Origin of the sequence: Pseudomonas muyukensis, assembly GCF_019139535.1 — a bacterium.
Taxonomy (GTDB): domain Bacteria; phylum Pseudomonadota; class Gammaproteobacteria; order Pseudomonadales; family Pseudomonadaceae; genus Aquipseudomonas; species Aquipseudomonas muyukensis.
Window position 1 is genome coordinate 632,382 of record NZ_CP077073.1, and the last position, 18,776, is coordinate 651,157.

The 18,776-nt window shown below is 64.7% G+C and carries 18 protein-coding genes; 11 read left to right on the plus strand and 7 right to left on the minus strand.

Annotation, left to right across the window (positions count from 1 at the left end):
• Nucleotides 1-4 precede the first annotated feature (4 nt).
• Nucleotides 5-1,570, plus strand: a complete 1,566-nt coding sequence (locus KSS95_RS02965; protein WP_217851559.1) for a SulP family inorganic anion transporter — start codon at nucleotides 5-7, stop codon at nucleotides 1,568-1,570.
• 318 nt (nucleotides 1,571-1,888) lie between these two features.
• Here KSS95_RS02965 and aroE read toward each other — a convergent pair whose 3' ends face one another.
• On the minus strand, nucleotides 1,889-2,713 hold the full coding sequence (gene aroE / locus KSS95_RS02970) for a shikimate dehydrogenase (protein WP_217851561.1): 825 nt from the start codon (nucleotides 2,711-2,713) through the stop codon (nucleotides 1,889-1,891).
• 25 nt (nucleotides 2,714-2,738) lie between these two features.
• A complete protein-coding gene (gene hemF, locus KSS95_RS02975) occupies nucleotides 2,739-3,650 on the minus strand; it encodes an oxygen-dependent coproporphyrinogen oxidase (RefSeq protein ID WP_217851563.1) in 912 nt (303 codons plus the stop codon).
• Nucleotides 3,651-3,783: 133 nt separating this feature from the next.
• On the opposite strand from hemF, the gene KSS95_RS02980 reads away from it, so the two are divergent.
• On the plus strand, nucleotides 3,784-4,761 hold the full coding sequence (locus KSS95_RS02980; protein ID WP_217851565.1) for an NADPH:quinone reductase: 978 nt from the start codon (nucleotides 3,784-3,786) through the stop codon (nucleotides 4,759-4,761).
• A gap of 346 nt (nucleotides 4,762-5,107) precedes the next feature.
• On the opposite strand, the gene KSS95_RS02985 is transcribed toward KSS95_RS02980, so the two are convergent.
• The 3 genes from KSS95_RS02985 to dprA form a co-directional block, all read right to left on the minus strand.
• A complete protein-coding gene (locus KSS95_RS02985; protein ID WP_217851567.1) occupies nucleotides 5,108-5,425 on the minus strand; it encodes a DUF3077 domain-containing protein in 318 nt (105 codons plus the stop codon).
• A 705-nt stretch (nucleotides 5,426-6,130) separates the two neighbouring features.
• Nucleotides 6,131-6,688 (minus strand): L-threonylcarbamoyladenylate synthase type 1 TsaC, encoded by a 558-nt coding sequence (tsaC, locus tag KSS95_RS02990; RefSeq protein ID WP_217851569.1) that lies wholly within the window; start codon nucleotides 6,686-6,688, stop codon nucleotides 6,131-6,133.
• A gap of 39 nt (nucleotides 6,689-6,727) precedes the next feature.
• Nucleotides 6,728-7,825: a DNA-processing protein DprA gene (gene dprA, locus KSS95_RS02995; protein WP_217851570.1), complete on the minus strand. Its 1,098-nt coding sequence runs from the start codon at nucleotides 7,823-7,825 to the stop codon at nucleotides 6,728-6,730.
• A gap of 207 nt (nucleotides 7,826-8,032) precedes the next feature.
• Here dprA and def point away from each other — a divergent pair, with 207 nt between their 5' ends.
• The 5 genes from def to KSS95_RS03020 are packed head-to-tail and all read left to right on the plus strand — an operon-like array spanning nucleotide 8,033 to nucleotide 12,553.
• Nucleotides 8,033-8,539: a peptide deformylase gene (def, locus tag KSS95_RS03000; RefSeq protein ID WP_038707094.1), complete on the plus strand. Its 507-nt coding sequence runs from the start codon at nucleotides 8,033-8,035 to the stop codon at nucleotides 8,537-8,539.
• 60 nt (nucleotides 8,540-8,599) lie between these two features.
• Nucleotides 8,600-9,532 (plus strand): methionyl-tRNA formyltransferase, encoded by a 933-nt coding sequence (gene fmt, locus KSS95_RS03005; protein WP_217851572.1) that lies wholly within the window; start codon nucleotides 8,600-8,602, stop codon nucleotides 9,530-9,532.
• On the plus strand, nucleotides 9,529-10,839 hold the full coding sequence (gene rsmB, locus KSS95_RS03010) for a 16S rRNA (cytosine(967)-C(5))-methyltransferase RsmB (protein ID WP_217851574.1): 1,311 nt from the start codon (nucleotides 9,529-9,531) through the stop codon (nucleotides 10,837-10,839). Before fmt ends, rsmB begins: the two co-directional genes overlap by 4 nt.
• A gap of 22 nt (nucleotides 10,840-10,861) precedes the next feature.
• Nucleotides 10,862-12,235 carry a Trk system potassium transporter TrkA gene (gene trkA / locus KSS95_RS03015; protein ID WP_217851576.1) on the plus strand — a complete coding sequence of 458 codons (1,374 nt, stop codon included), beginning with the start codon at nucleotides 10,862-10,864 and terminating at the stop codon, nucleotides 12,233-12,235.
• A 9-nt stretch (nucleotides 12,236-12,244) separates the two neighbouring features.
• Nucleotides 12,245-12,553, plus strand: coding sequence for a tetratricopeptide repeat protein (locus KSS95_RS03020; protein ID WP_217851578.1), 309 nt, complete (start codon nucleotides 12,245-12,247; stop codon nucleotides 12,551-12,553).
• Nucleotides 12,554-12,669: 116 nt separating this feature from the next.
• On the opposite strand, the gene KSS95_RS03025 is transcribed toward KSS95_RS03020, so the two are convergent.
• Entirely contained in the window at nucleotides 12,670-13,557 is an 888-nt protein-coding gene (locus KSS95_RS03025) for a lysophospholipid acyltransferase (RefSeq protein WP_217851580.1), read from the minus strand.
• A 41-nt stretch (nucleotides 13,558-13,598) separates the two neighbouring features.
• Nucleotides 13,599-14,150 carry a DNA-3-methyladenine glycosylase I gene (locus tag KSS95_RS03030; protein ID WP_217851582.1) on the minus strand — a complete coding sequence of 184 codons (552 nt, stop codon included), beginning with the start codon at nucleotides 14,148-14,150 and terminating at the stop codon, nucleotides 13,599-13,601.
• Nucleotides 14,151-14,234: 84 nt separating this feature from the next.
• Between KSS95_RS03030 and glyQ the strand changes: the two genes are divergently transcribed.
• From glyQ to KSS95_RS03050, 4 genes are all read left to right on the plus strand, one after another.
• On the plus strand, nucleotides 14,235-15,182 hold the full coding sequence (gene glyQ, locus KSS95_RS03035; RefSeq protein ID WP_011531473.1) for a glycine--tRNA ligase subunit alpha: 948 nt from the start codon (nucleotides 14,235-14,237) through the stop codon (nucleotides 15,180-15,182).
• Nucleotides 15,179-17,233, plus strand: a complete 2,055-nt coding sequence (gene glyS / locus KSS95_RS03040; protein WP_217851584.1) for a glycine--tRNA ligase subunit beta — start codon at nucleotides 15,179-15,181, stop codon at nucleotides 17,231-17,233. The genes glyQ and glyS overlap by 4 nt, the downstream gene beginning before the upstream one ends.
• Nucleotides 17,234-17,237: 4 nt before the next feature.
• Complete coding sequence (gene gmhB, locus KSS95_RS03045) at nucleotides 17,238-17,765, plus strand: D-glycero-beta-D-manno-heptose 1,7-bisphosphate 7-phosphatase (protein ID WP_217851585.1); 528 nt, start codon at nucleotides 17,238-17,240, stop codon at nucleotides 17,763-17,765.
• A gap of 66 nt (nucleotides 17,766-17,831) precedes the next feature.
• Entirely contained in the window at nucleotides 17,832-18,602 is a 771-nt protein-coding gene (locus KSS95_RS03050) for a lysophospholipid acyltransferase family protein (RefSeq protein ID WP_217851586.1), read from the plus strand.
• Nucleotides 18,603-18,776 lie beyond the last annotated feature (174 nt).

An 18,776-nucleotide genomic window follows, 5' to 3' on the forward strand; every position in this document is an offset into this window, starting at 1 on the left:
ACGCATGCCTCGTCTCCACCACCTGCTACCCTTCCTCACCTGGCTGCCCCGCCAATCGGGCCGCAGCCTGCGCCAGGATTTGCTGGTGGGCTTGAGCGGCGCCATCCTCGCCCTGCCGCAATCGATCGCCTACGCCCTGATCGCCGGCCTGCCCGCCGAGTACGGCCTGTACGCCGCCATCGTGCCGGTGCTGGTCGCCTGCCTGTGGGGTTCGTCCTGGCACCTGATCTGTGGCCCCACCGCTGCTATCTCCATCGTCCTGTACGCCAGCATCAGCCCACTGGCCGTGACCGGCAGTGCCGACTACGTGACCCTGGTGCTGCTGCTGACCTTTCTCGGCGGCATCTTCCAACTCTTGCTGGGGCTGCTGCGCTTCGGCGCGCTGGTCAACTTCGTCTCCCATTCGGTGGTGCTGGGCTTCACCCTCGGTGCCGCCGTCGTCATCGCCCTGGGGCAATTGCCCAACCTGCTGGGCCTGGACTTGCCTAGCCAGGCCACGGCTCTGAAGACCGTGCAGGAACTCGCTGGGCACGTTGGCGAGGTGGACATGCCATCGCTGGTTCTGGGACTGAGCACCCTGGCGATTGGCGTGGTGTTGAAGCTGTGGCGCCCACGCTGGCCGAGCCTGTTGATAAGTCTGCTGCTGGTGAGCCTGGCGGCCTGGCTGCTGCCCGGCGTGTTCGGCCATGTGCCGCGTGTGCCCGCCTTCGTCGGCCAGTTGCCACCGCTCAGCCCACTGCCGTTACTCGATGTGGAACTGATCCTGCGCCTGCTGCCCAGTGCCGTGGCTATCGGCATGCTCGGGCTGGTCACCAGCCTGTCCATCGCCCGTTCCCTGTCCGCCCGTTCCGAGCAACTGATCGACGCCAACCAGGAGATCCGCGCCCAGGGCCTGTCGAACATCGTCGGGGCGTTCTTCTCCGGCTACCTGTCCTCCGGCTCCTTTACCCGCTCCGGGCTCAGCTACGACGCAGGCGCCCGCTCGCCGTTGGCCGGGGTGTTCTCGGCGCTGTGGGTGGCGCTGTTCGCGGTCGCTGGTGCCGGGCTGATCGCCCATCTGCCGATCCCGGCAATGGCGGGGAGCATCCTGCTGATCTGCTGGGGGCTGGTGGACCATCGCGGCATTCGCGCGTTGTTCCGGGTCAGTCGCTCGGAGTTCCTGGTAATGGCCCTGACGGCGGCGGCGACCCTGCTGCTGGAGCTGCAGACGGCGATCTACGCCGGGGTGCTGGCATCGCTGTTCTTCTACCTCAAGCGCACCTCGAGGCCGCGAGTACAGCAGAGCCGGGAAGGGGAGGCGGACGTGTTGCGGGTGGGCGGGTCGATCTTCTTCGGCGCGGCGCATTACCTGCAGGTGCGCTTGCAGCGCTGCCAGGGGCCGCATGTGGTGATCGATGCGCGACAGGTGAACTTCATCGATTATTCGGGTGTGGATATGTTGCACCGCGAGGCGCGGCGGCTGATGCGCAATGGCGGGAGCCTTACGTTGCAGCGGGCAAGGCCGCAGGTGATCGAGGAACTGCAGAAGCTGGAAGGCATGGCAAGTTGCCCGATTCGCTTCGAGGGCTGACGGTCAACTGGTATTTCTGTCAGTTGCGAACAGCGTGCAGGCGATGAAAGAGTAAACAACGCTCATTCACTGCGGAGCACGCCATGAGTAGTTGCATTCATCTCGCACTGGCACTCGTGCCATTACTAGCCGCTCCAGGCAGCGGCGCTGTGGACAACTGCTGGAGCGTTGCCGATGCACAGGCACGTATCGCCCGGCTGGAAAGCGATATGACAGCACGCGATCCCTACACCGGCAGAACGCAATCCGCAGCAAAACTCGCTCACTACCAACAGCAGGTCGAACTGGAGCGCCAATTCATCCGACAGCGCTCCGACGTCAACTGCGCGCCAGCTGACGACGCAGCTCATCCAGCACAGGCGCCGTGTCCGGACGCACCCCCCGCCAGATGAAGAACGCCTCGGCCGCCTGCTCGGCGAGCATCCCCAGCCCGTCCAGCACCTTTGCCGCGCCCAGCTTGCTAGCCCATTGGCAGAACGGCGTCGGCTCCTTGCCATACATCATGTCGTAGCAGACGGTGCTTCCTGCCTCGACCAGGCTGTCGGCAATCGGCGGCAGTTCGCCAGATAAGCTCGCAGAAGTAGCGTTGATGATCACGTCCACCGGCTCCTGCAACCAGCTGAAACCACTGGCCACCACCGGCCCTAGCTCGTCGAACTCTCGCGCCAGTTGCTCGGCTTTCTCGACGGTACGGTTGGCGATCACCAACGATTGCGGGTTGTGCGCCAGGATAGGCTCCAGCACGCCCCGAACAGCACCGCCGGCGCCAAGGATAAGGATACGCTTGCCCGCCAAGACCACCCCGGCGTTCACCGTCAGGTCACGCACCAGCCCGGCGCCATCGGTGTTGTCACCCTGCAGGGTGCCGTCAGCCAGCTTGGTCAAGGTGTTCACCGCGCCGGCACGCTGGGCGCGCGGGGTGAGGCTGTCGCACAGGCGATAGGCCTCTTCCTTGAACGGCACGGTGACGTTGGCGCCGCTGCCTTGCTTGAAGAAGCCAGTGGCGCAGTCGCTGAACTCGTCCAGAGGCGCCAGCAGGGTGGCGTACTCCAGGTCCTGGCCGGTCTGGTCGGCGAACAGGCGGTGGATCAGCGGCGACTTGCTGTGGCCAATGGGGTTGCCGAATACGACGTACTGGTCCATGGGAGCTCCTCGGTTATCCACAGGCTTACTGGGCGAGCCAGTCGCGGTCCTGCAGGAAATAGTCGGTCAGGCGCGCTTCTTCGCTGCCAGGCTCCGCTTTCCAGTCGTAGCCCCAACGCACCTGCGGCGGCAGCGACATCAGGATCGACTCGGTGCGACCGCCCGACTGCAAACCGAACAGCGTGCCACGGTCGTAGACCAGGTTGAACTCAACGTAGCGGCCACGGCGGTATTCCTGGAATTCACGCTGCTTGGCAGTGTACGGGGTGTCCTTGCGGCGCTGGATGATCGGCAGGTAGGCATCGACGTAGGCGTCGCCGATGGCGCGCATGAAGGCGAAGCAGGTGTCGAAGTCCCATTCGTTCAGGTCGTCGAAGAACAGCCCGCCGATACCCCGCGGCTCGCCACGGTGCTTGAGGTGGAAGTAGCGGTCGCACCAGGCCTTGTAGCGCGGGTACACATCGGCGCCGAACGGCGCGCAGGCCTGCTCGGCCACGCGGTGCCAGTGCACGCAGTCTTCTTCGTTGCCGTAGTAGGGGGTCAGGTCGAAGCCGCCGCCGAACCACCACACCGCCTCTTCGCCTTCTTTTTCAGCGATGAAGAACCGCACATTGGCGTGGGAAGTCGGTACATGCGGGTTGTGCGGGTGGATCACCAGCGACACGCCCAGGGCCTCGAAGCCACGGCCCGCGAGCTCCGGGCGGTGGGCACTGGCCGACGGCGGCAGGCCAGCGCCGAACACGTGGGAGAAGTTCACCCCACCTTTCTCGATCACCTTGCCGTCGCCGATCACCCGCGTGCGACCGCCGCCACCGGCATCGCGCACCCAGGCATCCTCGACGAAGCGGGCGCCGCCGTCTTCGGTTTCGAGGGCAGTGCAGATGCGGTCTTGCAGGTCGAGCAGGTAGGCTTTTACGGCCTCGGTGCGGCTGGTCATCGGGTCACCTGGAAGGAGCGGGGAAATTCGCCGCGTAGCATACCACCGGCCGAGCCCGCGTCGCAGTTGACGGCGATCAAGCAAAGGCGTCCGATAGAAGACCCTTTGCGACCCGCGACGACAGGAGTGTGTGATGGCCAAGCGTATCCAGTTCAGCCAGCATGGCGGCCCGGAAGTGTTGCAACTGGTGGAGTTCGAGCCGGCACCGCCCGGCCCGCAGCAGGTGCGGGTGCGTAACCAGGCGATCGGGCTGAATTTCATCGATACCTATTTTCGCAGCGGGCTGTATGCGCCGCCGTCTCTGCCTTCCGGGCTGGGTACCGAGGCGGCTGGGGTGGTCGAGGCGGTAGGTGAAGGCGTCACGCGCATCAAGGTCGGCGACCGCGTGGCCTATGCCGGTGGGCCGCTGGGAGCCTACAGCGAGGTGCATACGTTGCCGGAGGCCAACCTGGTGAAGCTGCCCGAGGCGATCAGCTGCGAACAGGCGGCGGCGGTGATGCTCAAGGGGCTGACCACGCAGTACCTGCTCAAGCAGACCTACGCCGTGCAACCGGGTGATTTCGTGCTGTTTCATGCCGCCGCCGGTGGCGTGGGGTCGCTGGCTTGCCAGTGGGCCAAGGCGCTGGGGGCTAAGCTGATCGGTACCGTGAGTTCTGCCGAGAAGGCCGAGCGGGCCAAGGCACTCGGGGCTTGGGCGACCATCGACTATAGCCATGAAGATGTCGCCCAGCGCGTGCTGGAACTGACCGACGGGCAAAAGTGCGCAGTGGTGTATGACGGCGTGGGGGCCGATACCTGGCTGACTTCGCTGGATTGCCTGAGGCCGCGCGGGTTGATGGTGAGCTTCGGCAATGCCTCCGGCGCGGTAACCGGGGTCAACTTGGGGATCCTGTCGCAGAAGGGGTCGTTGTATGTCACTCGGCCAACACTGGGCAGCTATGCCAACGATGCCGAGAACACCCAGGCCATGGCCGATGACCTGTTCGCGATGATCGCCAGCGGCAAGCTGGTTGTGGATATCCAGCAGCGGTATCCGTTGAGCGAGGCGGCCAAGGCGCAGGCAGAGTTGTCGGCGCGGCGGACGGTTGGATCGACTGTTTTGCTGCCTTGAGGGTCAGCCCTGCGGGGTGTTCGCCGCGAGCGTTGCAGCGCCTATGAAATCGAGCGCCGCCCGCGCGGCGCATCGCGGATGAATCCGCTCCTACATTCGTTGCAACGTGGCCATGACCGATAGGCCATGGTTGTTCGCCTTGTGGGTACGACGCGATTTTTCGGCTGGCGCCACCGCCGCCCCGCCTGTCTCATGCCATGCGCCAAGGCTGGCAACCATGGCCTGACAGGTGCGGCACGTTGCAACAGATGTAGGAGCGGATTCATCCGCGATGCGCCGCGCGGGCGGCGCTCGATCTCAAGAGCACTGCAAAACTATCGCCCTGCACTTGCCCGCCAACACGCGATCAACCGCCCTGCCGGGGCTTCCCAGGTGCTGGCGCCGACTCGATGCCATCGAGCATCGCCTCCACCAACCCCTCCGCCATTTCCAGCGAATGCAGACTCGACCAGTACATGCCACGCCCCTCGTCGCGTAGATGGTCAAGGGCCTTGATGCCGGTGTCATAGGCACAGCGCAGGTAGAGCGCGACGTGTACCAGGGCGTCGTGGGCTTCGATATTGGGGTTTACGGTGAAGAGCGGTGGGTGGCCGGCGTCGCAGCGGCCGAAGGGGTGGGTTGTGGTGTTAGGAAGTGGTGGATCGGGGACAATCTTCTTGTTCATGGCAACCTCTACCAGAGTAGGGCTGACACCTCGTCCGTTACCACACGAATGGGTGGCAGCTGTACACGGGGTGGTAAACCGGGGAGGTACCAGACCCGGCAGGCTCGAAAGCCTCCCGCGCACAGCCGCCATAGACGACTCTGATACCTTCCTGTTACCGGGTTACCACACCCGATCGCCAAGTTATTCGGCGACGGTTTGGAGCCTAGAGGCAGGCGTTCCCACTGAGAAGGTAATGGCAGTCGACAGACTGCGTAGGATATTTCTCTGAATGCGAGATGGGCAGCCTTGGGAGGAAAAATCAGAAAGTCCTGAGGGTGCAGAGAATCCCTGTGGGAGTGACACGCGAGAGAAGGGACCTCGCTTGACCGTGCCAGCTCTAAGGCGTAGCGTTTCTCTTTGAGGTTGTGCTGGTGCGCCGGTTGAGTTTCAAGTTATCCGGGCGAGTGCATCCTTACCCTTTGGCCGCTTCAGCGGCCATTATTTTTTGGGCTTGTTTCTATCCCCTTTAGGCAAAGGCCTTTCAAGGTGTTCGACGACAGGGCTGCAGCGCTCTTGAGATCGAGCGCCGCGCGGGCGGCGCTCGATCTGATAGGCGCTGCAAGGTTTGCGGCGGACATCTGGAGGCCCTCATCCGGTCTATGGCCCTAAGCCCAAAGGACTTGAAAGGGGTGCCCTTTAGGCACGAAGCCCTCGCCAGCGGTATCAACCCGGACGCACAACCTCGCCCGTCACCAGATTGCGAATCACACTAGGGTTCTTGCGCCCCCCCAGCGCCCCCCCGAGCACCAGGTCCACCTGCCCATGGAAATACTGCTCGACCCGCAAGCGGCTCTTGGCCGCCGGCCGCCCGGCCGGGTTGCAGGAGGTGGAGATCAGCGGCCCCACCAGCGCGCACAGCTCGCGCACCTGCGGGTGGTCGCTGACCCGCAGCGCCACGGTGTCGTGCTGGCCGGTCACCCACTCGGGCAGCAAGTCCTGGTGCGGCACCAGCCAGGTGTTCGGCCCAGGCCAAGTGGCGCCCATGCGATCGATCCAGTCCTGGGGGAAATCCTCGAACAGAAAGTCGAACTGGCGAATGTTGTCGGCGATCAGGATCAGGCCTTTATCCACAGGCCGCGACTTGAGCGCCAGCAGGCGATACACCGCGTCCTCGTTCCATGGGTCGCAGCCCAGGCCCCAGACCGCTTCCGTCGGATAGGCGATCACCGCACCCGCCTTCACCTCACGCGCGGCTTGTTGCACACGCCAACTGCTCACCATTTTCCGTCTCTCCGCATAAACGCCGTGTGCGCAGTGTACTTAGCCGGAACGGGCAAACCAACGCCCGGCTTCATTGCTCACCCGGCCTTCGAGCTCAAGCTCGGTGAGGCTGGCCAACACCTCGGCCAACGGCTTGCCGCTGCTGTGGGCCAGGCCCTCGCTGGTATGCGGCGCGGCATGCAGCAAGGCCAGCAGCGGATGCCGAGGATTATCCACAGCCGCCGGCGGCAGGTTCTGCCAACCGCGCAAGCTGTCGAGGATCTGCTGCACGCTTTCCACCAACAGTGCGCCGTCGCGGATCAGCTGGTGGCAGCCCTTGGCGCCGGGATGGTGGATGGACCCGGGGATCGCATACACCTCCCGCCCTTGCTCGGCCGCCAGCCGCGCGGTGATCAGCGAACCGCTGGCAAGACTGGCCTCGACCACCAGCACGCCCAGCGACAGGCCGCTGATGATGCGGTTGCGCCGGGGGAAGTTGCCGGCCAGCGGCCCGGCATCCAGGGGGTACTCGGAAACCAGGGCGCTGCCACTGTCGATAATCGCCCTGGCCAGCTCGCGGTGGCGCTGTGGATAAAGTTTTTGCAAACCCGTGCCGAGCACCGCGACAGTCTGCCCGCCGACCGTCAGCGCGCCCCGATGGGCGGCACCGTCGACGCCCACGGCAAGGCCGCTGGTGATGACGAATCCGGCCTGGGACAGGCAACGGGAAAAGGCCCCTGCGGTATCCAGCGCCGGCGCTGAAGCACGCCTGCTGCCCACGATTGCCAGTTGCGGGCGCTCCAGCAAGACGGGGTTGCCAGCTACGAACAACAGCGGCGGCGGGTCGTCGATTTCGCCCAGCAACGCCGGGTAGCCAGGCCGGTCCCACATCAGTAAATGCTGGTCCGGGCGCTCTAGCCAGGCCATTGCAGCCAAAGCCCCGTCACGCACTTGCGTACTGCGCCGGGCGTCTATACTGGCTGCCGACAGCCCCAGCGAACGCCACGCGCTGGCCGGTGCACTGAGCGCCGACGAGGCACTGCCAAAGGCTTCGATCAGGGTGTGAAAGCGTCGCAAGCCAATATCAGGAAGGCGATGCAGACGCAGTCGCGCTTCCAGTTCAGCTGGCGGACAAGGCGACGAATGGACTGTGCTCATGGGAATCTTCCTTGACCAGAACAGGGCCACTGGCGTGGCGCAACCTGTGGATAACTTTGTGGGTAATACTTTGAAAAGCTGTCCATGAAATGGCAGCTATCAAGCCCATAGAGACCCTAGTCGAGCTTTCCCAGGTGCCGAACGCCCCGATTCCCTTTATTATGTGTGCTCAGTTTTCAACCGACCGCACAGTGACTGCCTGACCCTATGGCCATCTTGAACATCCTCGAATTCCCAGACCCGCGCCTGCGTACCATTGCCAAACCGGTAACGGTGTTTGACGACGCCCTGCGCCAGCTGATCGACGACATGTTCGAAACCATGTACGAAGCCCCTGGCATCGGCCTGGCCGCGACCCAGGTCAACGTGCACCAGCAAGTGGTGGTGATGGACCTGAGCGAAGACCGCAGCGAACCGCGCGTCTTCATCAACCCCAGCGTCGAGGAGCTGACCCACGACATGGGCCAGTACCAGGAAGGCTGCCTGTCGGTGCCGGGCTTCTACGAGAACGTCGACCGCCCCCTGCGTGTGCGGGTCAAGGCCCAGGACCGCGACGGCAAGCCCTACGAGCTGGAGTGCGAAGGCCTGCTGGCGGTGTGCGTGCAGCATGAGTTCGATCACCTCAACGGCAAGCTGTTCGTCGACTACCTGTCACAGCTAAAACGTGACCGGATCAAGAAAAAGCTGGAAAAGCAGCACCGCCAGCAAGCCTGATCCCCACCTTCCAGAAGGCTTGCTCCGGCAAGCCTTTTTCTTTTTTGCAGCGAGAACACCATGCGCATCGTCTTTGCTGGCACTCCAGAGTTTGCCGCCGAACACCTCAAGGCCCTGCTCGACAGCCCGTACGAGATCGTGGCCGTCTACACCCAGCCCGACCGCCCTGCCGGCCGTGGCCAGAAGCTCATGCCGAGCCCGGTCAAGCAGCTGGCCGTGGCCCATGACATCCCGGTGTTCCAGCCGCCAACCCTGCGCAACGCCGAGGCCCAGGCCGAACTGGCCGCGCTCGAGCCCGACCTGATGGTGGTAGTTGCCTACGGCCTGATCCTGCCGCAAGCGGTACTCGACATCCCGCGCCTGGGCTGCATCAACAGCCACGCCTCCCTGCTGCCACGCTGGCGCGGTGCGGCGCCGATCCAGCGCGCCGTCGAAGCCGGCGACGCCGACAGCGGCGTGACCGTGATGCGCATGGAAGCCGGCCTGGACACCGGCCCGATGCTGCTCAAGGTGGTCACCCCCATCAGTGCCGACGACACCGGCGGCAGCCTGCACGACCGCCTCGCCGAAATGGGCCCGCCTGCGGTAGTCCAGGCCATCGCCGGCCTGGCCGACGGTTCGCTGCTAGGTGAAGTCCAGGACGATGCCCTGGCCACCTACGCGCACAAGCTGAACAAGGACGAAGCGCGCATCGACTGGAGCCGCCCGGCCGTCGAGCTGGAGCGCCTGATCCGCGCCTTCAATCCCTGGCCGGTGTGCCACAGCACCCTGGACGGCGAAAGCGTGAAGGTACTGGCCGCCAACTTGTCCACAGCCCAGGGCGCCCCGGGCGAAATCCTGTCGGCCAGCAAAGATGGCCTGGTGGTCGCCTGCGGTGACCAGGCCCTGAGCCTGACCCGCCTGCAACTGCCGGGTGGCAAGGCCCTGAACTTCGCCGACCTGTTCAACAGCCGCCGCGAGAAATTCGCCAGTGGCAAGGTGCTCGGCCAATGAACCCGCGCCTGGCTGCCGCCCGTGCCTTGGCCGCTGTGCTTAGCGGCAAGGCTTCGCTGAACAGCTCGCTGCCGGCGCAACTGGACAAGGTCGAGGAACGCGACCGTGGCCTGACCCAGGACCTGGCCTTCGGCACCGCCCGCTGGCAGCCGCGCCTGGACCTGCTGGCCGCGCAGCTGCTGCAAAAGCCCTTCAAGGCCGCCGACGCCGATGTGCAGGCGCTGCTGCTGGTCGGCCTGTACCAGCTGTTCTACACCCGCATCCCGGCCCACGCCGCCATCGGCGAGACTGTCGGCTGCGCCGACAAGCTGAAGAAGCCGTGGGCCAAGGGCCTGCTCAACGCCGTGCTGCGCCGCGCCCAGCGCGAAGGCGAGGCACTGCTCGCCGGCATGGAACGCGACCCGGTGGTGCGCACCGCCCACCCGCGTTGGCTGCAAAAGTCGCTCAAAGCCTTCTGGCCGGAGCAGTGGGAAGCCATTTGCGCGGCCAACAACGCCCACCCGCCGATGATCCTGCGGGTCAACCGCCGCCATCACAGCCGCGATGCCTACCTGGCACTGCTGGCCGAGGCCGGCGTTGGCGCCAGCGCCTGCCAGTACAGCCGTGACGGTATCGTCCTGGGCGAAGCCTGCGACGTGCGCGGGCTGCCGGGCTTTGCCGAAGGCTGGGTCAGTGTCCAGGACGAAGCGGCGCAGCTGTCTGCCGACCTGCTCGAACTGGCCCCCGGCCAACGCGTGCTCGACGCCTGCTGCGCCCCCGGTGGCAAGACCTGCCACCTGCTCGAAGCCGAACCGGGCCTGGCCCACATGACCGCCATCGACCTCGAGGCCAAGCGCCTGACCCGCGTGCGCGAGAACCTCGAGCGCCTGCAGCTGGATGCCGAACTGATCGCCTGCGACGCCCGCGACACCGCCAGTTGGTGGGACGGCAAGCCGTTCCAGCGCATCCTGCTCGACGCCCCGTGCTCGGCCACCGGCGTGATCCGCCGCCACCCGGACATCAAGCTGACCCGCCAGGCCGAGGACATCCCGGCCCTGGCCACGCTGCAGGGCGAGCTGCTCGATGCCCTGTGGCCAACGCTGGAGGTGGGCGGCATGCTGCTGTATGCCACCTGCTCGAGCCTGCCGACCGAGAACACCGAAGTGATCGACGCCTTCCTCGCCCGCACCCCCGGTGCCCGCGAGCTGGACCTGGCCACCGAAGCCGGCCTGCGCCAGCCCCACGGCCGCCAGCTGTTGGCCCAGGAAGGCGGCCATGACGGTTTCTACTATGCCAAGCTGATCAAGATCGCCGCTTCGCGCGGATAAGAACAAAGGTAGGGAGTAGCGGATGAAGATCATCATCCTCGGCGCAGGGCAGGTCGGCGGCACGCTGGCCGAGCACCTGGCCAGCGAAGCCAACGACATCACCGTGGTCGACACCGATGGCGAGCGCCTGCGCGACCTCGGCGATCGCCTGGACATCCGTACCGTGCAGGGCCGCGCCTCGCTGCCGACGGTGCTGCGCCAGGCCGGTGCCGACGACGCCGACATGCTGGTGGCGGTGACCAACAGCGACGAGACCAACATGGTCGCCTGCCAGGTGGCCTACTCGCTGTTCCACACCCCGACCAAGATCGCCCGGGTACGCGAATCGGCCTACCTGACCCGCGAGGAGCTGTTCGACAACGACCATATCCCGGTGGACGTGCTGATCAGCCCCGAGCAGGTGGTGACCAACTACATCAAGCGCCTGATCGAACACCCCGGCTCCTTGCAGGTGATCGACTTCGCCGAGGGCAAGGCCCAGCTGGTGGCGGTCCGGGCCTACTACGGCGGGCCGCTGGTGGGCCAGCAACTGCGCCAGATCCGCGCGCACATGCCCAACGTCGATACCCGGGTGGCGGCGATCTTCCGCCGCGACCGGCCGATCACCCCGCAAGGCGATACGGTGATCGAAGCCGACGACGAAGTGTTCTTCATTGCCGCGAAGAAGGACATCCGCGCGGTGATGGGCGAGCTGCGACGCATCGACGAGACCAACAAGCGCGTGGTCATCGCCGGTGGCGGGCAGATCGGCGAACGCCTGGCCGAGGCCATCGAGAGCCGCTACCAGGTGAAGATCATCGAGATGAACCCAGCCCGCTGCCGGCAGCTCTCCGATACCCTGGAAAGCACCGTGGTGCTGCAGGGCAGCGCGTCGGACAAGGACCTGATGCTCGAGGAGAACATCGCCGATGCCGATATTTTCCTGGCCCTGACCAACGACGACGAGGCCAACATCATGGCGTCGCTGCTGGCCAAGCGCCTGGGCGCGCGCAAGGTGATGACCATCATCAACAACCCGGCCTACGTCGACCTGGTGCAGGGCGGCGACATCGACATCGCCATCAGCCCGCAGCTGGCCACCATCGGCACCTTGCTGGCCCACGTGCGCCGTGGCGACATCGTCAGCGTGCACTCCCTGCGCCGTGGCGCGGCCGAGGCCATCGAGGCGGTGGCCCATGGTGACTCGAAGTCGAGCAAAGTGGTGGGCAAGGCCATCGAGGACATCAACCTGCCGCCGGGCACGACCATCGGCGCGATCATCCGCGAGGACGAAGTGATGATCGCCCACGACGACACGGTGATCGAGTCGGGCGACCATGTGATCCTGTTCGTGGTGGACAAGAAGCATATTCGGGACGTGGAGAAGCTGTTCCACGTGGGCTTGAGTTTCTTCTAGGAGAAGGGCATGCGCGAATCGCTGGAGAAGATGCTGGCCAAGGGTGTGGATAACCCGCTGCTGAGGTTCGGCCTGGGCAAGGCCTGGCTGGACGAGGGCAATGGCGCCGAAGCGGCGGGGCACCTGGCCAGCTGCGTGAAGCAGGACCCCAAGTATTCGGCGGCGTGGAAGCTGCTGGGCAAGGCGTATCAGCTGCAGGGTGACTTGGCGGCGGCGCGCAAGGCCTGGGAGGAGGGGATCGTCGCGGCGCAGGCTCATGGCGACAAGCAGGCCGAGAAAGAGATGACAGTTTTTCTCAAGAAGCTGAACAAGGCTTGAAATCGCCGGGGCTGCTTTGCAGCCCATCGCGACACAAGGCCGCTCCTACAGGAGATCGCGGTCACCTGTAGGAGCGGCCTTGTGTCGCGAAAGGGGCGCAAAGCGCCCCCAGATTCTTAATACCAGCGCGCCTCGCCCGCCGGGCGCTTCTTGAAGCGCTTCATGCTCCACATGTACTGGCTCGGGTACTCGCGCACATAACGCTCGACCACCTGGCTCATGGCCGCCGCCGATTCATTCACATCGGTGCTGTACATGGCCTCTGGCGCCGCCTCCAGGAACACCTTGAAGCCCGAGCCATCCGGCAAGCGCAGGGCATGCAGGAACACACCGACCGCCTTGCCTCCGGCGAGCATGTTCGGCACGAACTTGCTGGTCAGCGCCTGGGTGCCGAGGAACGGCACGAACACGCCGGCAGACTCCGCCGGCTCCGGGTCGGCCGGAATCCCCACCTGGCCGCCACGGCGCACTTCCTTGATCACGCTGAGGATGCCTTCCTTGGTCGACGGCGCCACGCGGTTGCCCATCTGCACCCGCTGTTCGCGCAGCAAGTCATCCACCGCCTTGAGCTTGGGTGGGCGGTAGAAGATGATCGGCTTGCACTGGTTGCAGTAGAAGTGATTGAGCACTTCCCAGTTGCCCAGGTGACTGGTGATGCCGACCACGCCCTTGCCCGAGGCCAGGGCCTGCTCCAGCACTTCCAGGCCGTGCACTTCCTTGACCAGGTCGAGCGAACGCTGCGGCGGCCAGATCCAGGCGCAGGCGCTCTCGACGAACGACTTGCCGATGTCCTTCAGCGCACGGCCAACCAGTTGCTCGCGCTCGGCCGGATCCATCTGCGGGAAGCACTTGGCCAGGTTGATGCGCACGACATTGCGCGAGCCGTTGGGGATTTTCCACATCAGCCAGCCGATCCCGGCGCCGACGCGCTGCACAGCGCCCCAGGGCAACTTGGCAAACAGGCGCAGCACCCCGACCATCAGGGCGCCCTTGAACTTTTCCACAGGCGAATTCCTTATTTCAGCAAGGCGCGCATTGTAACCCCTCAGCGCAGCAAGGCGGCGTAGCGATCGCAATCGGTGGTGTGGTCCATGACCATGCCGGTGGCCTGCATGAAGGCGTAGCAGATGGTCGGCCCGACGAAGGTAAAGCCGGCTTTGCGCAGGGCCTTGCTCATGGCCTTGGCCTCGTCGGTGACCGCCGGGACCTCGCTGCGGCCAGTGAAATGATTGATCTTCGGCGTGCCTCCGACGAACGACCACAACCACTCGGCGGGGTTATCCACAGCCAGCCAGGCCTGCGCATTGCGGCGCACGGCCTTGAGCTTGAGGCGGTTGCGGATGATACCGGCGTCCTGCATGAGCGCCTCGATGCGCGCGTCGCTGAGGTCCGCCAGTTTCACCGGGTCGAAGCCGTCCAGCACCTGGCGATAGCGCTCGCGCTTCCTCAACACCGTGATCCATGACAACCCCGCCTGGAACCCTTCGAGCAAAAGCATCTCGAAGAGCAACGCCGGGTCGCGCTGCGGCGTTCCCCACTCGTGGTCGTGATAGGCCTGATACAACGGATCGTCGGAACACCAAAAGCAGCGTGGCATAAGGCTCCAATAACGTAGAGGGCGAGGCGAATCGGGTTATACTCCCGCTCTTTACATCCGCATCCCCAGATACAGGTGAATTTCGTGAGCCAGCCTACGCCAGCCGTGCGTACCTTCCAAGACCTGATCCTCGCCCTGCAGAACTACTGGGCCGAGCAAGGTTGTGTGGTGCTTCAGCCCTACGATATGGAAGTAGGCGCCGGCACTTTCCACACCGCGACCTTCCTGCGCGCCGTGGGTCCAGAAACCTGGAACGCCGCCTATGTGCAGCCCAGCCGTCGCCCCGCCGACGGGCGGTATGGCGAAAACCCCAACCGCCTGCAGCACTACTACCAGTTCCAGGTGGTGCTCAAGCCGAACCCGGCCAACTTCCAGGAGCTGTACCTCGGCTCGCTGAAAGCCATCGGCCTGGACCCGCTGGTTCACGATATCCGCTTCGTCGAAGACAACTGGGAATCGCCGACCCTCGGTGCCTGGGGCCTGGGCTGGGAAATCTGGCTGAACGGCATGGAAGTGACCCAGTTCACCTACTTCCAGCAGGTCGGCGGCATCGAGTGCTATCCGGTCACCGGTGAGATCACCTACGGCCTGGAGCGCCTGGCCATGTACCTGCAGGGCGTGGACTCGGTCTACGACCTGGTGTGGGCCGACGGTCCGTTCGGCAAGGTCACCTACGGCGACGTGTTCCACCAGAACGAAGTGGAGCAGTCGACCTACAACTTCGAGCACGCCAACGTCGAGAAGCTGTTCGAACTGTTCGACTTCTACGAAAGCGAAGCGAACCGCCTGATCAAGCTCGACCTGCCGCTGCCGACCTACGAAATGGTCCTGAAGGCCTCGCACACCTTCAACCTGCTGGACGCCCGCCGCGCCATCTCGGTAACCGAGCGCCAGCGCTACATCCTGCGCGTGCGTACCCTGGCCCGGGACGTGGCGCAAAGCTATCTGCAAGCCCGCGCACGCCTGGGCTTCCCGATGGCTTCTCCTGAACTGCGTGACGAAGTGTTGGCTAAGCTGGAGGCTGCACAATGAGTGCTCAAGATTTCCTGGTTGAACTGGGCACCGAAGAGCTGCCGCCGAAGGCCCTCGCCTCGCTGGGCGACGCCTTCCTCGCCGGCATCGAGAAAGGCCTGCAGGCCGCCGGCCTGAACTACACCGGCAAGCAGGTGTACGCCGCGCCGCGCCGCCTGGCGGTATTGATCCGCCAGCTGGACGTGCAGCAGCCGGATCGCAGCATCAACATCGACGGCCCGCCTCTGCAGGCCGCATTCAACGCCGAAGGCCAACCGACCCAGGCGGCCCTGGGCTTCGCCAAGAAGTGCGGCGTGGAGCTGTCGGACATCGACCAGAGCGGCCCGAAGCTGCGCTTCTCCCAGCACATCCCGGGCAAGGCCACCAGCAGCCTGCTGCCAACCATCGTCGAAGACTCGCTCAACGACCTGCCGATCCCCAAGCGCATGCACTGGGGCGCCAGCCGCGAAGAGTTCGTGCGCCCAACCCAGTGGCTGGTGATGCTGCTGGGCGATCAGGTAGTCGACTGCACCATCCTGGCGCAGAAGGCCGGCCGTGAATCCCGTGGCCACCGTTTCCACCACCCGGAAAACGTACTCATCACCACCCCGGCCAACTACGTCGAGGACCTGCGCAAGGCCCACGTGCTGGCCGACTTCGCCGAGCGTCGCGAGCTGATCAGCAAGCGCACCGCGGAGCTGGCCATGCAGCAGGAAGGCACGGCCATCGTGCCGCCGGCACTGCTGGACGAAGTGACCGCGCTGGTCGAGTGGCCGGTGCCGCTGGTGTGCTCGTTCGAGGAGCGTTTCCTCGAGGTGCCGCAGGAAGCCCTGATCACCACCATGCAGGACAACCAGAAGTACTTCTGCCTGCTGGACGGCGAAGGCAAGCTGCTGCCGCGTTTCATCACCGTGGCCAACGTCGAAAGCCGCGATCCGAAACAGATCGTCGAAGGCAACGAGAAGGTCGTGCGCCCGCGCCTGACCGACGCCGAGTTCTTCTTCAAGCAGGACAAGAAGCAGCCGCTGGAAAGCTTCAACGAGCGCCTGAAAAACGTGGTGTTCCAGGCGCAACTGGGCACCGTGTTCGACAAGGCCGAGCGCGTCTCCAAGCTGGCCGCGTTCATTGCCCCGCACATCGGCGGCAGCGCCGCCAACGCCGGCCGTGCCGGTTTGTTGTCCAAGTGCGACCTGGCCTCGGAAATGGTCGGCGAATTCCCTGAGATGCAGGGCATTGCCGGCTACTACTACGCCCTCAACGATGGCGAGCCGCAAGACGTCGCCCTGGCGCTGAACGAGCAGTACATGCCGCGTGGCGCCGGTGCCGAGCTGCCGCAGACCCTCACCGGTGCTGCCGTGGCCATCGCCGACAAGCTCGACACCCTGGTCGGCATCTTCGGCATCGGCATGCTGCCCACTGGCAGCAAGGACCCGTATGCCCTGCGTCGCGCCGCCCTGGGCGTGCTGCGCATCCTGATCGAGAAGCAGCTGGACCTGGACCTGACCGCCGCGGTCGAGTTCGCGGTCAAGCAGTTCGGTGCCAAGGTCAAGGCCGCCGGCCTGGCCGAGCAGGTGCTGGAGTTCATCTTCGACCGCCTGCGTGCGCGTTACGAAGACGAAGGCATCGACGTCGCCACCTACCTGTCGGTGCGTGCCCTCAAGCCCGGCTCGGCGCTGGACTTCGACCAGCGCGTGCAGGCCGTGCAGGCGTTCCGCAAGCTGCCGGAAGCCGAGGCCCTGGCCGCGGCGAACAAGCGCGTGTCGAACCTGCTGGGCAAGGCCGAAGGCGCCATCGCCGAGCAGGTCGAGCCGAAGTACTTCGACAACGCCAACGAGTTCTCGCTGTACTCGGCCATCCAGCAGGCCGACCAGGCCGTGCAACCGATGGCCGCCGCGCGTCAGTACAACGAGGCGCTGGCCCGCCTGGCCGCGCTGCGCGATCCGGTCGACGCCTTCTTCGAGGCGGTGCTGGTGAACGCCGAGGACGCCAAGGTACGCGCCAACCGTTATGCCCTGCTCAGCCGCCTGCGCGGTCTGTTCCTGGGCGTGGCCGATATCTCGCTGCTGGGGTAAGCCGTTGAAACTGCTGATTCTTGATCGAGACGGAGTGATCAACCATGACTCCGACGCCTACATCAAGTCGCTGGAGGAGTGGATCCCCATTCCTGGCTCGATCGAGGCCATCGCGCAGTTGAGCAAGGCGGGCTGGACCGTGGCTGTTGCCACCAACCAGTCCGGCATTGCCCGCGGCTACTACCCGCTGGCAACCCTCGAGGCCATGCACGCGCGCCTGCGCGCGCTGGTGGCCGAGCAGGGTGGCGAGCTCGGTGTCATCGTGCATTGCCCGCACGGTCCGGACCAAGGCTGCGATTGCCGCAAGCCCAAGCCCGGCATGCTGCGGGCCATTGCCGAGCACTACCAGGTTCCCCTGGCCGGCGTGTGGTTCGTCGGCGACAGCAAAGGTGACCTGGAGGCGGCCCTGGCCGTCGATGCACAACCCGTGCTGGTAAAAACCGGCAAGGGCGAGCGAACCCTGGCAAAGGGCGTTCCGGAAACTACACTGATTTTCGACGATCTGGCAGCCATCGCCAGAGAACTTATTTAAAAGGGTGCGCCTTGACCGGCGCACTTTTCATTAGGCGGGCCATGCCCCGCAACGGTACATGCCACTATGTCGATCCTGCAGGCGATCAGAATCTTTCTTTTTTACCTGCTGTTGGGCACCAGTTCGCTGCTGTGGTGCTCGCTGAGCTTCTTCGTCGCGCCTTTCCTGCCGTTCCCCAAGCGCTACAAGTTCATCAACGTGTACTGGTGCCGCTGCGCGTTGTTTCTGGTGCGCACGATCCTGGGCATCAACTACAAGATCACTGGCGCTGAGCATGTGCCGAAAGTGCCTTGCGTGATCCTGTCGAACCACCAGAGCACCTGGGAGACGTTCTTCCTCTCGGCGTACTTCTCGCCGCTGAGCCAGGTGCTCAAGCGCGAGCTGCTGTACGTGCCGTTCTTTGGCTGGGCCATGGCCATGCTGCGGCCGATCGCCATCGACCGGAAGAACCCCAAGGAGGCTCTGCGCCAGGTCGCCAGCCAAGGCGACGAGTTGCTCAAGCAGGGCACCTGGGTGTTGATCTTCCCCGAAGGCACCCGCGTGCCCCACGGCCAGATCGGCAAGTTCTCCCGTGGCGGTACCGCGTTGGCGGTGAACGCCGGGCTGCCAGTGCTGCCGATCGCCCACAACGCCGGCAAGTTCTGGCCGCGCGAGGGCTGGGGCAAGCGCCCAGGCACCATCGAGGTGGTGATTGGCGAGCCGATGTACCCCGAAGGCACCGGGCCACGGGCCATCGCCGAGCTGAACGACCGGGCCCAGGCGTGGAACGAGGCGGCCCAACGGGCCATGGGCTCGTTGCCACCAGCGGCGGAACGGCCGGAGCAGCAGCATGCCTGACGTTCTGTGGATAAGTTGTTAGTAAATTTTGGATTAAACGTCTCGATTGATAGCTAAGTGATTGAATTAGCTATTTATTTCTCTGTATGACGTTTTTTCGAAAATCGTGCATAAGTTTTTTCGCGCGATAAAAAAACCGGCTTTTACGCCGGTTTTTTTATGGGCTCCCAGGTT

Coding starts and splice junctions, on each gene's coding strand:
- KSS95_RS02965 (WP_217851559.1), top strand. CDS start 5: ATGCCTCGTCTCCACCACCTGCTACCCTTCCTCACCTGGCTGCCCCGC.
- aroE (WP_217851561.1), bottom strand. CDS start 2,713: ATGGACCAGTACGTCGTATTCGGCAACCCCATTGGCCACAGCAAGTCG.
- hemF (WP_217851563.1), bottom strand. CDS start 3,650: ATGACCAGCCGCACCGAGGCCGTAAAAGCCTACCTGCTCGACCTGCAA.
- KSS95_RS02980 (WP_217851565.1), top strand. CDS start 3,784: ATGGCCAAGCGTATCCAGTTCAGCCAGCATGGCGGCCCGGAAGTGTTG.
- KSS95_RS02985 (WP_217851567.1), bottom strand. CDS start 5,425: ATGAACAAGAAGATTGTCCCCGATCCACCACTTCCTAACACCACAACC.
- tsaC (WP_217851569.1), bottom strand. CDS start 6,688: ATGGTGAGCAGTTGGCGTGTGCAACAAGCCGCGCGTGAGGTGAAGGCG.
- dprA (WP_217851570.1), bottom strand. CDS start 7,825: ATGAGCACAGTCCATTCGTCGCCTTGTCCGCCAGCTGAACTGGAAGCG.
- def (WP_038707094.1), top strand. CDS start 8,033: ATGGCCATCTTGAACATCCTCGAATTCCCAGACCCGCGCCTGCGTACC.
- fmt (WP_217851572.1), top strand. CDS start 8,600: ATGCGCATCGTCTTTGCTGGCACTCCAGAGTTTGCCGCCGAACACCTC.
- rsmB (WP_217851574.1), top strand. CDS start 9,529: ATGAACCCGCGCCTGGCTGCCGCCCGTGCCTTGGCCGCTGTGCTTAGC.
- trkA (WP_217851576.1), top strand. CDS start 10,862: ATGAAGATCATCATCCTCGGCGCAGGGCAGGTCGGCGGCACGCTGGCC.
- KSS95_RS03020 (WP_217851578.1), top strand. CDS start 12,245: ATGCGCGAATCGCTGGAGAAGATGCTGGCCAAGGGTGTGGATAACCCG.
- KSS95_RS03030 (WP_217851582.1), bottom strand. CDS start 14,150: ATGCCACGCTGCTTTTGGTGTTCCGACGATCCGTTGTATCAGGCCTAT.
- glyS (WP_217851584.1), top strand. CDS start 15,179: ATGAGTGCTCAAGATTTCCTGGTTGAACTGGGCACCGAAGAGCTGCCG.
- KSS95_RS03050 (WP_217851586.1), top strand. CDS start 17,832: ATGTCGATCCTGCAGGCGATCAGAATCTTTCTTTTTTACCTGCTGTTG.